Annotated in this window: 8 protein-coding genes; 6 read left to right on the top strand and 2 right to left on the bottom strand. The window is 70.1% G+C overall.

Annotation, left to right across the window (positions count from 1 at the left end):
• Positions 1-35: 35 nt before the first annotated feature.
• On the top strand, positions 36-1199 hold the full coding sequence (locus O3X23_RS29190) for a lipid II:glycine glycyltransferase FemX (protein WP_269274680.1): 1164 nt from the start codon (positions 36-38) through the stop codon (positions 1197-1199).
• 68 nt (positions 1200-1267) lie between these two features.
• On the opposite strand, the gene O3X23_RS29185 is transcribed toward O3X23_RS29190, so the two are convergent.
• A complete protein-coding gene (locus tag O3X23_RS29185; RefSeq protein WP_269274678.1) occupies positions 1268-2626 on the bottom strand; it encodes a UDP-N-acetylmuramoyl-tripeptide--D-alanyl-D-alanine ligase in 1359 nt (452 codons plus the stop codon).
• A 222-nt stretch (positions 2627-2848) separates the two neighbouring features.
• Here O3X23_RS29185 and vanH point away from each other — a divergent pair, with 222 nt between their 5' ends.
• From vanH to O3X23_RS29160, 5 genes are all read left to right on the top strand, one after another.
• The gene (gene vanH, locus O3X23_RS29180; protein ID WP_331283963.1) at positions 2849-3898 is read left to right on the top strand and encodes a D-lactate dehydrogenase VanH; all 1050 of its coding nucleotides are present in this window, start codon (positions 2849-2851) and stop codon (positions 3896-3898) included.
• Complete coding sequence (gene vanA / locus O3X23_RS29175) at positions 3891-4931, top strand: D-alanine--(R)-lactate ligase (RefSeq protein ID WP_269274675.1); 1041 nt, start codon at positions 3891-3893, stop codon at positions 4929-4931. The genes vanH and vanA overlap by 8 nt, the downstream gene beginning before the upstream one ends.
• Entirely contained in the window at positions 4928-5536 is a 609-nt protein-coding gene (gene vanX, locus O3X23_RS29170) for a D-Ala-D-Ala dipeptidase VanX (RefSeq protein WP_269274674.1), read from the top strand. The genes vanA and vanX overlap by 4 nt, the downstream gene beginning before the upstream one ends.
• A 103-nt stretch (positions 5537-5639) precedes the next feature.
• Complete coding sequence (locus tag O3X23_RS29165) at positions 5640-6719, top strand: endonuclease/exonuclease/phosphatase family protein (RefSeq protein WP_269274672.1); 1080 nt, start codon at positions 5640-5642, stop codon at positions 6717-6719.
• 198 nt (positions 6720-6917) lie between these two features.
• Positions 6918-8714, top strand: coding sequence for a serine/threonine-protein kinase (locus tag O3X23_RS29160; protein ID WP_443048006.1), 1797 nt, complete (start codon positions 6918-6920; stop codon positions 8712-8714).
• Between the two features lie 118 nt (positions 8715-8832).
• On the opposite strand, the gene O3X23_RS29155 is transcribed toward O3X23_RS29160, so the two are convergent.
• Positions 8833-12387, bottom strand: coding sequence for a ricin-type beta-trefoil lectin domain protein (locus O3X23_RS29155; protein ID WP_269274668.1), 3555 nt, complete (start codon positions 12385-12387; stop codon positions 8833-8835).
• Positions 12388-12542 lie beyond the last annotated feature (155 nt).

Raw genomic sequence — 12542 nt, 5'->3', positions numbered from 1 at the left:
CGTGCCGGCAACACCCCGCTGCCTTGAGTCGTGGCATGTCCAACAGCGAACGAGCACGAACAGCGGACCGGCGCCCGGCGCCCTCGCCGGGCCTGACCGTCGGGCCGATCAGCGCCGCCGAGCACTTGGCGTTCGTGCGGGCCCAGCGGTCGGTCAGCTTCCTGCAGACCCCGGCGTGGGGCCGCGTCAAGACGGAGTGGCGCAGCGAATCCCTCGGCTGGTTCCACGGCCGGCAGCTGGTCGGCGCCGGGCTCGTTCTGCACCGCCCGGTGCCGCGGCTCGAGCGCTTCACGCTGGCCTACCTGCCCGAAGGCCCGGTCATCGACTGGACCGGCGAGCTCGACGCGTGGCTCGACCCGCTGGCGGCTCACCTCAAGGCGCACGGTGCGTTCGCGATCCGGCTCGGCCCGCCGGTGCGCACCCACACCTGGGGCGCCGACCAGGTCAAGGAGGGCGTCGCCGACCCGGGCATCCAGCGGCTCACCGGGATGCGGAGCCGGCGGGCCGACGCGGTCGGCGCCCACGTGACCAGCCGCCTCAGGGACGCCGGCTGGTTGCCGCAGAGCCCGGAGGACGGCTTCGGAGTCGGGCATCCGCAGTACAAGTACGAGGTCCCGCTGGCCGGCAGGACGGAGGACGACCTGCTCAGGGGTATGAACCAGCTCTGGCGCCGCAACATCAGGAAGGCGGCCAAGGAGGGAGTCGAGGTCAGCGTCGGTGAGGACGTGAAGGCGTTCCACGACCTGTACGTCCACACCGCCGGGCGTGACCGCTTCACTCCCCGGCCGCTGCGCTACTTCGAAACCATGTTCGCGGAGCTGAGCGCCGAGGATCCCGGTCGGATCAGGGTCTACCTGGCCCACCACCAGGGCGACCTGGTCGCCGCCGCCATCCTGGTCCGCGTCGGCGCCCACGCCTGCTACTCCTACGGCGCCTCCTCCACCGACAAGCGTGACGTGCGCGGCTCCAACGCCTGCCAGTGGACGATGATCCGTGACTCGCTCGCGGCCGGCTGTGACGTCTACGACCTGCGCGGCATCACCCCCACCCTGGACGCCGACGACCCGCACGTCGGGCTGATCCAGTTCAAGGTCGGCACCGGCGGTCAGGCGGTGAGGTACGTCGGCGAGTGGGACCTGCCCCTGCGGCCGATGGTCTACCGGGCCTTCGACCACTACATGAAGCGGCGCAGACGATGACCTGGGATCCCCCTGGGATTCCTGGGGGGTCGCGACTGCCGGCGCGCTGTCCGGCTCCTCCCGCCGCACTACGCGAGGGCGGCGGCGACTTCGTCGAGGCGCGCCCCGCGGGAGGCCTTGACGAGCACCACGTCGTCGGCGGCGAGGTGGCCGCGCAGCCACTCGACGGCCGCGTCGTTGTCGGCGAGCGCCACCGCCCGCTCTCCCGCGCCGTCGGCGATCGGTCGGGCGGCCTCACCGACCGCGACCACCAGGTCGGCCCGGGAGGAGGCGTACTCCCCGACGGCGCGGTGTTCGGCCGCGCTGACGTCACCGAGCTCGAGCATCTCGCCGAGCACGGCGATGCGGCGCCCGCCCTGGATTGCCGCCAGCGCGTCCAGGGCGGCGCGGGTCGAGTCGGGGTTGGCGTTGTAGGTGTCGTTGAGGAGCGTCGCGCCGCCGGTGAGGTCGCGCAGTTCCATGCGCCACTTCGACAGCGAGACAGTGGCCAGCGCCGCCGTTGCCAGGTCGAGGGGTATGCCGACAGCCAGCCCCGCTGCCGCGGCGGCCGACGCGTTGAGCGCCTGGTGGGCGCCCACGAGCGGCAGTGCGACGGGAACCGACGTGCCGGCGGTCCGCAGGGTGAAGGACGGCCGGCCGAGCGGATCCAACGCCAGGCCGAGCATCCGCACGTCGGCGTGGTCCGCGCGACCGAAGGTCAGTACCGGTCCTTCGGTGAGTGAGCGCATCGCGACCACCCGGGGATCGTCGGCGTTCAGGACGGCGGTGCCGCCGGGTGCCAGCCCCCGCACCAGCTCGCCCTTGGTCGTAGCGATGGCCTCGCGCGATCCGAACTCGCCGAGGTGGGCCTTGCCGGCATTCAGGACGACGGCGATGTCGGGCGCGACCAGGCCGGTGAGCGCGGCGATGTCGCCGATGTGGCGGGCTCCCATCTCCAGGACGAGGAACCGGGTGGCCGCGTCGGCGCGCAGCATGGTGAGCGGCACGCCGAGCTCGTTGTTGAGCGAGCCGATCGTGGCGATCGTCGGCGCGACGCTCGACAGCAGGGCCGCCAGCAGGTCCTTGGTCCCGGTCTTGCCCTGGGAGCCGGTCAGTCCGACCACGGTCAGTCCGTCGCGCAGTCGGGCCACGACGTGGGTGGCGAGCGCCCGCAGCGCGGCTCGGGCGTCCGGGACGACGACGGTGGGCAGCGGCGTGGGCCGGGAGCCGAGCACGGCCACCGCGCCGGCCCGACCGGCCTCGCGGGCGTAGTCGTGGCCGTCGGCCTGCTCGCCGGTGAAGGCGACGAACAGCCCGCCCGGCTCGGCCTGTCGACTGTCGAGCACGGCGGGCGCGGTCACCGTCACGGTGCCGTCACTGGAGACCGTGCCGCCGACGACCGTGCCGCCGACGACCGCGGCGATCTCGCCCACGCTGAGCGGGATCATGCGTGGGCGGCGTGCGGGCCGGCGAGCGAAGGCAGATGGCGGAAGCAGGGGGTGGCGGAGGCTGGTGCGCTGTGCGTCATGCCGCCAGTCAAGGCGACGGGGTGTTGCCGCCATGTATGCGGTTCTCCATACGCCGTCGATATGCTACCGGCCGGTCACATATGGTCGGTATATCGAAAACCACATACGTGCCGGCAACGCCGCCCTGTCTTGACTGGAGGCATGACCTCCAGCGAACCAGCCCGATCAGCGGCCCGCGGCACCCGATCGCCGGCGGCCTCGCTCTCCTCGTCCTCCTTGTCCGTCCCGGCCAGGGGACTCACCGTTTACGGATGCGAGCGGGACGAGGCCGTTCTGTTCCGGAAGTTGGCGCCTCGGTTCGGCGTGGTGCCGACCATCACGGAGGCGGCGGTGTCCGAAGCTTCTGTTGGGCTGGCATCCGGAAATCGATGCGTCAGTATCGGGCACAAAACCCAGGTCGAAAATTCCACTCTCCGGGCACTCGGTCGGGTCGGCGTCGCTTATGTCTCCACGAGGAGCGTCGGGTACAACCACATCGATGTGGAGTACGCGAACAGCGTCGGCATCTCCGTTGGAAATGTCGCCTACTCGCCCGACAGCGTGGCCGACTACACGCTGATGCTGATGTTGATGGCGGTGCGACATGCAAAGTCCGTCGTCCGCCGTGCAGATGTCCATGACTACCGGTTGCACGAGTTCCGCGGGAAAGAGCTGCGCGATCTGACCGTCGGGGTGGTCGGGGCAGGGCGCATTGGCACGGCGGTCATGGACAGGCTGCGGGGATTCGGCTGCCGGGTGCTGGCCTGCGACAATCGCCCCGGGACCGGGGCCGACTACCTGCCTCTCGATGAAGTGCTGCAGTTGAGCGACATCGTCACGCTGCACACGCCGCTCACCGTGGACACGCACCATCTTCTCGATCGCCGACGTATCGGGAAGATGAAGCATGGCGCTTTCGTCATCAACACCGGGCGCGGGGCACTGCTCGATACCGAGGCGCTTGCCGGTGCGTTGGAGAGCGGAAAACTGGGTGGTGCGGCGTTGGATGTCCTCGAAGGAGAGGAAGGAATCTTCTACGCCGACTGCCGAGACCGACTCGTCGAGAGCAAAACGCTGTTGCGGCTGCAGGAACTGCCGAACGTGCTCATCAGCCCGCACACCGCCTACTACACGGACCACGCCCTGAGCGACACCGTCGAGAATTCCATCATCAACTGCCTGAGATTCGAGAGCGGGAAGCAGCATGGATAGGTTGAAGATCGGCATCATCTTCGGGGGATTTTCCGAGGAGCATCCCGTCTCCGTCAAGTCTGCGCGAGAGATCGCGAAGAGCCTTGACTTGGACACGTATGAACCGTTCTACATCGGTATTGCGAAAAGCGGCGCGTGGAAGCTCTGCGACGGCCCTGCCGCAGACTGGGAAGACGGCAGCTTCCGTCCGGCTCTGCTGTCACCCGACAGAACCGTGCACGGACTGCTCGTACTTGAGCAGGGGAGATACGAGACGATCCGCTTGGACGTCGTGTTGCCCGTTCTGCACGGGACGCTCGGCGAGGATGGTGCGATACAGGGTCTGCTGGAGCTCTCCGGCATCCCTTATGTGGGCTGCGACATCCAAAGCTCGGCGCTGTGCATGGACAAGACCCTTGCCTACATCGTCGCCGGAAGCGCGGGAATCGCCACGCCGAACTTCTGGACCGTCACGGGGAACGAGGACATCGATCCCGGCCGGTTCACCTACCCCGTCTTCGTGAAGCCGGCCCGTTCGGGGTCATCCTTCGGCGTGAGCAAGGTATCCCGAGAGGAAGAACTGCTGAGCGCGGTGAAAACGGCGCAGCAGTACGACGCGAAGGTGCTGATCGAACAGGCGGTTGTCGGCAGCGAGATCGGATGCGCCATTCTGGGGAACGGATCGGAGTTGTTCGCGGGCGAGGTGGACCAGATCGCCCTGTCGCACGGCTTCTTCAAGATTCATCAGGAGGTCGATCCTGAGAGCGGTTCCGAGAACTCGACACCCATCGTTCCCGCCGACATCTCCGCGGAGTCGCGCGCACTCGTCCAGGAGGCGGCAAAGACCGTCTACCGCGCCTTGGGGTGCAGTGGGCTGGCACGGGTGGACATGTTCCTCACGGACGATGGAGAGGTGGTCCTGAACGAGGTCAACACCCTCCCCGGCATGACGTCCTACAGCCGCTATCCGCGAATGATGCGAGCCGCGGGACTGCCGCTCGCGGAAGTCATCGACCGAACGGTGGCGTTGGCCTTGGCGGGAACACGTCGATGAAGGATGACTTTTCCTTCATCGACGAGCTGGTGCCGGGTATACGTTGGGATGCCAAGTACGCCACCTGGGACAACTTCACCGGAAAACCGGTCGACGGATATGTGGTCAACAGAATCGTCGGCACGCGCGCCCTGGGTACGGCACTGGAAGAAGCGCAGGGCATGGCTGCATCCCTTGGTTTCGGCCTGCTTCTCTGGGACGGCTATCGCCCTCAGCGCGCAGTGGACTGTTTTCTGCGCTGGTCACAACAGGCTGAGGACGGCCGAACGAAGCCGCGGCACTATCCGAATATCGACAGAGCCGAGATGTTCGCACAGGGATATGTGGCCGCGAAGTCGGGCCACAGTCGCGGTAGCACCGTCGACTTGACGCTCTATCACCTGGCGACCGGTGAGCTTGCCCCCATGGGCGGTGACCACGACTTGATGGATTCCCTCTCCCATCATGGAGCGAAGGGGATCACCCGCGAAGAAGGGAACAATCGGCAGTACCTTCGTTCCCTCATGGAGGCCTGCGGGTTCAGCTCCTACGCATGCGAGTGGTGGCACTACACGCTGGAAGGCGAACCCTATGCGAACACCTACTTTGATTTTCCCATCGTGTAGCCGGGCGCGCACCGGCCGCCCGGCCTCGCGGGGGCCATGAAACGGTGACGGGGGAGCAGAACCTGAGGATGCGGCAGTGACCGGACATGAGCGAGGACAGGCGATGACGCAGGTGGACACGGCGGAGACCGGCCGAGGTGGCGCCGGCCGCAAGGACGCAGACACCGGCACCTGGCGCGCGGGCCTCCGCCGGGTGATCGGCAGCGCCTCCCGGCCGGGGCTTTGGAAGCGCGGCCCGATACTCACGGGCCTGGCGCTGCTGCTGGGCCTCATCATGCTGCTGCACGCAAGGATTCCGAACCGGATCGGCAACGTCGGCAGCCTGGTGGAGACCTTCCTGCCGTGGTTCGGCCTGTTCATCCCGGTGCTGCTGGCAGGCGCGCTGTGGCGCCGCTCCGCCTCCGCGGTGGCCGCACTGCTGTTGCCCGTCATGGTGTGGCTGAACCTCTTCGGCGGACTGCTCAGCGACAAGTCCCACCCGGGCAGTGACCTCACCGTGGCCAGCCACAACGTCGGCGCCGACAACCCGGACCCGGCCGGCACCGCCCGCGACCTGGCAGCCTCCGAGGCGGACGTGTTGGCGCTGGAGGAACTGACGGAGCACGCCCGGGGCACGTACGAGAAGGAGTTGGCGAAGACGTACCCGTACTACGCGGTGCTGGGCACGGTGGGGTTGTGGAGCAAGCTACCGCTGTCGGACACCCGGCCGGTCGACATCAAAACGGACGTCGGGCCGCTGGGCGACGCCAAGCCCGCGGACGTCAGGATGACCTACACCCGGGCGCTGCGCACCACGGTGGCCACCCACCACGGGCCGCTGGCGGTGTACGTGGCGCACCTGGGGTCCGCTCGGGTGAATCCCAGAGCGGGCTTCTGGACGGTCTCGCGGGACAGGAACGCGCAGGCGCTCGGTGAGGCCATCGCCGCCGAACAGAACCAGCGGGTGGTGCTGCTCGGCGACCTGAACGGCACGATGGACGACCGCGCGTTCGCCACCATCACCTCGCAGCTGCGCTCGGCCCAGGACGCGGCAGGGAACGGCTTCGGCTTCACCTGGCCGGCGACGTTCCCGGTGGCGCGGATCGACCAGATCCTGGTCCGCGGCGTGGAGCCGAGGAGCTCGCGGGTGCTGTCGGCCACCGGCAGCGACCACCTGCCGGTGGCGGCCGGCATCAGCTGGTGAGCCCGGTGTCCGCTCAGGCTGCGACCACCCCTGGCGCGGGCGGCCCTGTTCAGTTCCGGGCCGGTGCGGGAGGGGCGTAGCCACCGTGGTCCGGCCCTGTGCGCGAACCGGTAGTGTCGCCGCTGCGCGGAGCGAGCTGACGTACACGGGGAGAGCGGGGCACGGATGCACGTCCTGGAGCCGGGGGATCCCCGGCGGATGGGGGACTTCACGCTGATCGGCAGGCTGGGTGCCGGCGGGATGGGCCAGGTGTTCCTGGGGCGTTCCGCGGGCGGGCGGGCCGCGGCGGTGAAGGTGGTCAAGGCGGCACTGGCCGACGATCCGGAGTTCCGGGCCAGGTTCCGTCAGGAGGTCGCCGCGCTGCACCGGGTGGGTGGTGAGGGGACGGCGGCGGTACTGGACGCCGACACCGAGGCCGCGGCACCGTGGGTGGCCACCGAGTACGTGCCGGGACCTTCCCTGCACCAGGTCGTCGAGTCGGGCTACGGGCCGCTGCCCGAGGCCACGCTGCGTGCCCTGGCCGGCCGGCTCGCCGGAGCGCTGGGCGCCATCCATGGGGCGGGCCTGGTACACCGTGACCTGAAACCGTCGAACATCCTGCTGACCGTCGACGGCCCGCGCATCATCGACTTCGGCATTGCCCGGGCGCTCGAGACCGCGGTGGGCAGTGTGCGCACCTCCACCGGTGTCGTGCTCGGCTCGCCCGGTTTCATGTCGCCGGAGCAGGTGCGCGGGCAGCGGGTGACGCCTGCCGCGGACATGTTCAGCCTCGGCTGCGTGCTGGTGTACGCGGCGACGGGGCGGCTGCCGTTCGGCTCCGTCGAGTCGGGGCCGCACGCGCTGATGTTCCGTGCCGCCGAGGAGGACCCGGATCTGACCGGGGTGCCGCAGACCCTGATCGATCCGGTGACCGCGTGCCTCGCCAAGGACCCGCAGCGGCGACCCACAGCCGAGCAGCTCGCCATGCGCACCCGTGCCGACGTGGACGGGCCGTGGCTGCCCGCGGAGCTGCTGGCCGAGCTGGGCCGGCTCGCCAACCGCATACTCACCGCGGAGACACCGCCGCAGGTAGCGCCTGCGGAGGGAGCGGTGCGGGAGTCGCCCGCGAAGAGACCGCGTCAGAGCCCGGCGCCGCCGACGCTGTCCACCCGGCGGAGGTGGTGGCCGGCCCTGGCCGCCGTGCTGGCGCTCGCCGCGGTGGCCACCGGTGCGGCGCTGGTCCTGCGGGACGGCGGTGAGAAGGACCGCGCCACCGGCGGCGTACCCTCGGCGACCGTATCGGTCTCCGTGTCATCGAGCGCCGGGCCCAGAATCGCGGACGCGTTCGTCGGCGCCTGGGAAGGCGTGATCGAAGGCGCCAACGAACTGCCGAAGCGGGTGCTGCGGGTGGAGATCTCGCCGGGCAGCCCGGGTGACAAGGCCGTCGCGTACATCGACACCGACGGCGATGTGCAGTGCACCGGGCGCGGCAAGCTGCTCTCCACCGATGCCGACACCGTGGTCGTCGGCACGGGCCAGGTGACGGCGGGGGTGCCGCAGGGACGCTGCACGCCGCTGCCCCAGCAGACCCTCACGGTGCGGTCGCGGGACGTGCTGGTGTGGAAGTCCGGCGGCCTGACGGCCGACTTCTACCGGTCGGCCGGCGGGCAGAACGCGGTGCCGGACCAGTACGTCGGCACCTGGGTGCCGGCCAACGCGGTCTACCGGGAAAAGGAGGTGCTGCAGATCACCCAGGGCCCGGTCGGTGGCCGTCTGGTGCTGATGTCGGTCACCGCGGGCATGGACGACGGCACGGAGCAGTTCTGCGACAGCACCTTCGCCATCGGAGCGGTCTCCCCGGTGCTGGCGCTGAGCCCGGCGACCTACACCGCGGCATCGGGCAAGGGCTGCCGCGAGCCCTCCTCGGTCTTCTTCTCGGCCGGCCGCGACGGGCATCTGCTGCTGTACAGCATGGCCGCGGACGCGGAGCCGGCCGAGTTCGTACGGAAGACCTGAGCGCCGCCGCCGACGACAGCGGCATCGCTCCAGGGCCCCGGCCATCCCCGGCTCGCCGGGCGGTGACCGGGGCCTCGGGCGTACCCGGTCCGTGGGCGCCCGAGGCCGGCGGCGTGGGTCACCCCAGGCGGAAGCGCTGGGCCGCGGTGCCGTTGCAGTCGTAGAGCTGCAGTGGGTCGCCGGACTGCCCGGCGCCGTCGCGGTCGTCGAGGCAGCGGCCGGAGGCCGGGTTGAGCACGGACCCGTCGGCACGGGTCACCCAGCCCTGCGCGCCGGTGCCGTTGCAGTCCCACAACCGGATGGCGGTGCCGTTGCCGGTCGCGCCGCCCGCGGCGTCCAGGCACTTGCCGAAGTCGCGCAGGGTCTGGTCGCCCGGCGCCGACCAGCGCTGCGCGTCGGTCCCGTTGCAGGTGGAGAGTTGGACCGGGGTGGCCGAGGAGGGATTGGCGTCGGCCACGTCCACGCACAGCCCGGCCGGTCCGGTGACCGGCCCCGGTGGCAGCTTCCACAACTGGGCCGCGGAGCTGTTGCAGTCGTAGAGCCGCAGCTGCACCGCGCCCGGCGTCGTGTTCGCGTCGGGGACGTCGAGGCAGCGGCCCGAAGCCGGGTTGACCAGCGTGCCGTTCGACCGGTGGGACCAGCTCTGGGCGGCGTTGCCCGCGCAGGCGGCGAGGGCGACGGGCGTGCTGTTCCCGGTCCCGCCACCGCTGACGGTCAGGCACTTGCCCAGCACACGGACGGTGTTGTCGCTCGGAGAGGAGACCTGCTGCGCGGCCGTGTGGTTGCAGTCCCACAGTTGGACGGCAGTTCCGTCGGCCGGGAGGCCGCCCCGCACGTCCAGGCACAGGCCGCCGGCGCCGAGGACCTCGCCCGCGGTGGGGTTGGCGGTGGCAGTGCCGGACAGGGCGACGGTGTGGGCGGAGCCCAGCGGCAGCGACGCGGTGGTGACCGTGACGGTCCGCCGGTTCGCGTTCCAGGACCACGCCGTCTCCGGCACCTGGACGCCGTCGACCAGCACCGCGGTGGGGGCCGCCGCGTTGGCCAGCCGCAGCGTGTACGCACGGGAGGCCGGCGCGCCGCCGTAGCCACCGGTCTGCGCGCCCACGGTGAGGGTGCGTGCGGCGTCGTTCCAGCTCAGCGGGGCGGAGGTGGACTGCCCACTCTGGTAGCCGGTGCCTTCCCCGGCGTCCTGGTAGAGCGAGAAGCTCCCGTTCGCGCCGGCCGCGACGTTCACGGTCAGCTGGGTCAGCGGGCGCTGCGCCTGGTTGTCGACGTAGTCGGTCCGGGTCGGCAGAATGCCGCCGGCCTTGATCAGCACCGGCATCCGCGACAGTGGGGCGGTGATCGTGACGGTCGACGGGCCGGTGTAGCTGCGGCCGGTGAAGTAGTCGGTCCAGCTGCCCGGCGGCACCCAGACCGGGACCGAGCCGTTGCCGGACGCGTCGTTGGGCGAGGTGATCGGCGCTACCAGGACGTTGTCGCCGTACAGGTACTCGCCGGGGGTGTTGTACGCGGCGGCCTCGGTGGGGTAATTCAGGTAGAGCGGCTGGACGATGGGGACCCCGGTGGTGTGGGCCTGCTGCGCCAGCGTGTAGGTGTAGGGGACCAGGGCCTCGCGCAGCCGCAGCGAGGACGCGGCGCCGGCCGCCGCCGCGCCGGTGTAGTTCCACGGCAGCCGGTCGCCGTGGTCCGAGTGCAGCCGGTCGATCGGCTGGAACACCCCGAGCTGGAGCCACCGCGCGTACAGGTCGTCGGGGAGGTGTCCGCCGTGGAAGCTGCCGATGTCGTGGCTGATGTTCGACAGCCCGGCCGCGGCCTCATCCGGGGTGAAGCGGGCCTCGAAGGCCAGCATGTCCCAGGTGGCCGGGGTGTCGCCGGTGAACTGCATCGAGTTGCGCCGCTCGGACCAGGGGCCGACCGCGTAGTTGCTGTCGTCGCCGCCCTGCTCGGAGCCGCCGATGCGCGCGAAGGAGAACCCGCGCAGGCCCTTGGCCGCGGCGTCGTCGACGTAGGCCTGGTTGATGAGGTTGTCGGGCGCGACGTGCGGATCGGAGGCGGTGGATCCGCCGCAGTTGGTGCAGTAGTCCAGCCACCACTCCCGGACGCCCTGCTGCTCGAAGGGCTGGTGCAGCGCGAGGTAGGAGGCCAGGTGGGTGGGCTTGGACCAGTCGAAGGCGTAGGTGTTGCCACCGTCCGGAACCAGTCCGCCGGCCTGGCTGTTGGCCGCGGGGAACTTGGGGTCACCGCTGTCGATGGTGGGGTGGATGTTGAGCGAGAGGGCGAGGCCCTGCTGCTTGGTCCAGTCGAGGAAGGCCTGCGGGTTCGGGAACAGCGCCGGGTTCCAGTTCCACCCGTTCCATTGGGTGGGTGACTTCCAGTCGGTGTCCGTGACCAGCCAGTCGATCGGGGTGTTGCTGGTGCGGAAGGCCGGGAGCAGGGTGTTCTGGTAGTCGGAGGCCGAGTAGGCGTAGTAGCGCGAGTACCAGACGCCGTAGGCGGACTGGGGCAGCAGCGCGATGCCGCCGGTCAGCGTGTTGAGGTCGCCCAGGCCCTGTTTGTAGTTCTGGCCGTAGCCGAAGAAGTAGCCGTCCTGGTAGGGCTGCGCGCCGTGCGAGGGACGGTCGCTGACGGTGTGTCCGGTGCCTTGGCCGCTGAGCAGCGCGGTGCGGGTGTCATCCAGCAGGTACCAGCCGTCCCGGTTCAGGATGCCGGGGTGCTCCGGCACCGGCACGGTCCTCGGGTTGTCCAGCGTCCGTGACCAGCCGCCGAGGGTGCTGGCCGGACCGGCTCCGTACGCGGTGGTGGTGAGCGCGGTCGATGCGGCGGGGTAGGAGGTGGTGGACAGGGGGGTGACGGCGATGCTGTCGATGTTGACCTTGCCGGTGTTGCCGGCGCTCTGGAGCAGGCCGATGGTGTCGGTGCCGGCCGTCAGGTTCACCGTGGTCGAGGCGGTGGACCAGGTGTTCCACGACGAGGTGACCGGCAGGCTCAGGGTCGGTCCGGCGGCGCCGTTGGCCCGGGTGGACAGGCTCCCGGTGCTGCCGTTGGCGTTGGAGTAGCGCACCCACAGCCGGTAGCTGCCGGTGGCCGGGACCTGCGAGACGTCCTGCGAGACGCCGCTGCCGGTGCCCTGGAACCCGGCGACGAAGCCCGAACCGGTGTGCCCGGTGTGGTCGTAGGCCGTGGCTGCGAGCCCGCTGAACAGGCCGTTCTCCGCCTCGCAGGCGGAGCCGACGGTGCAGTACGAGGGGAAGGAGGGGGCGGCCTGGACGCCGCTGCCGTTGAGGGTGACGGAGACGTTGGCGGAGGTGAACGGGCCGCTGCCTTGCCGGTAGCGCAGGGTCAGCCCGGTGGTGCGGATCTCGCGGTAGCCGTCCGCGCTGACGCCGGTGCTGAAGGCGGGGACCGGGAACGCGCGGTTGACGGCGGTGAAGGTGGTCCCGTCCTGGAAGGCGCCGTCGCCGGCGTACTCGAGTCGGACCAGGGTCGGGCTGAGCACCTCGAAGCGGGCGTTCCCATCGATCACCACGTTGCTCGCGGCCTGGGCGGGTGGCGCGGCCGCCACTCCGGTCGCCCCCAGGGTGAGCAGTAGTGCGAGAGTGCTTCCCGCCGAGACCGCCGACCAGCGGCCGGACAGCCGATGGGTCCACCAGTGACGCCGACCGAGCCGCATGGGTCCTCCGAACGGGCTGAAGCGGAGTGTGCCATTACCGGCGGACAGTGTGTTGTCATGTCCCTTTAAGTGTCAATGCCTTGAGCAAAGGGACAGAAGCAGACACAGTGGATCAGCGGAGCGCGGCAGGAGCCGTGGATGGGTTGGGCGTGGCC

It is taken from the genome of Streptomyces sp. H39-S7 (assembly GCF_027158205.1).
Lineage (GTDB): Bacteria > Actinomycetota > Actinomycetes > Streptomycetales > Streptomycetaceae > Actinacidiphila.
The sequence above is the reverse complement of the archived record's forward strand: the minus strand, read 5'-3'. Positions and strand labels throughout refer to the sequence as shown.

Bases quoted from the DNA above. Each gene is read 5' to 3' on its own strand.
- O3X23_RS29190 (WP_269274680.1), top strand. From the start codon at position 36: ATGTCCAACAGCGAACGAGCACGAACAGCGGACCGGCGCCCGGCGCCC.
- O3X23_RS29185 (WP_269274678.1), bottom strand. From the start codon at position 2,626: ATGATCCCGCTCAGCGTGGGCGAGATCGCCGCGGTCGTCGGCGGCACG.
- vanH (WP_331283963.1), top strand. From the start codon at position 2,849: ATGACCTCCAGCGAACCAGCCCGATCAGCGGCCCGCGGCACCCGATCG.
- vanA (WP_269274675.1), top strand. From the start codon at position 3,891: ATGGATAGGTTGAAGATCGGCATCATCTTCGGGGGATTTTCCGAGGAG.
- vanX (WP_269274674.1), top strand. From the start codon at position 4,928: ATGAAGGATGACTTTTCCTTCATCGACGAGCTGGTGCCGGGTATACGT.
- O3X23_RS29165 (WP_269274672.1), top strand. From the start codon at position 5,640: ATGACGCAGGTGGACACGGCGGAGACCGGCCGAGGTGGCGCCGGCCGC.
- O3X23_RS29160 (WP_443048006.1), top strand. From the start codon at position 6,918: ATGGGGGACTTCACGCTGATCGGCAGGCTGGGTGCCGGCGGGATGGGC.
- O3X23_RS29155 (WP_269274668.1), bottom strand. From the start codon at position 12,387: ATGCGGCTCGGTCGGCGTCACTGGTGGACCCATCGGCTGTCCGGCCGC.